This window comes from Pseudomonas sp. HY13-MNA-CIBAN-0226 (genome assembly GCF_040310305.1).
Classification (GTDB): domain Bacteria; phylum Pseudomonadota; class Gammaproteobacteria; order Pseudomonadales; family Pseudomonadaceae; genus Aquipseudomonas; species Aquipseudomonas gregormendelii.
In genome coordinates this window covers 1-593 of the sequence record NZ_JBEOPS010000064.1, presented here as the reverse complement: position 1 = coordinate 593, position 593 = coordinate 1, and the positions used below count along the sequence as shown (strand labels likewise).

Below are 593 nucleotides of genomic sequence, written 5' to 3'. Positions count from 1 at the left end.
ACTTAAAAGCATTTAAAAGCATTTAAAAGCATTAAAAGCATTTTTTTATTTTTTTTACTGATTAAAAAACAAAAGAAAAAAGCCCTAGTTACCTCAAAATATTAAGGTCTTTTTGGTGATCTTTTGGATCAAGTAATCGATCAACGCTTTCAAAATTATCTATCAATTTGTTTTTAACCTCATCCAAAACAACAGGGTTTTTCAAATTTAGAAGTTTTTAAGCACTCTAGTGACTTTATTTTTCTTTAATCTTAGTAATGGGCTATAGGAACCACTCTATATGCCTACATAATTAGATTTAACAGCACTCATTCTCTATTTTGATAGATACCTAGCCCTTTCATATTTAACTCTCTCTATGGCGATTTTTCGGCTTTCTAGCTGCATTACCTCATTCACCCTAGCAATTTCCTCTTGATTTAACCCTTGAATTGCCATTAAGTAAGGCTCAGCAAGCTGTTTAAGGGTGTCATAGCTGTCTTCCGCCACGATTTTATCCATCTTAGCCTTTTCGTAGTCCACTAAAATGCTGTTTGCTGCCTTCACAGTCGGTTCTATTTGCTCAATAACGGCTGCTGTGACCTTTTCACCAT

The 593-nt window shown here is 34.1% G+C and carries 1 protein-coding gene; it reads right to left on the bottom strand.

Going from position 1 to position 593, the window contains the following annotated elements; translation table 11 throughout:
- Positions 1-315 precede the first annotated feature (315 nt).
- Positions 316-593 (bottom strand): hypothetical protein (locus AAEZ05_RS27750; protein ID WP_350649741.1); only part of this gene is annotated, 278 nt, incomplete at its 5' end.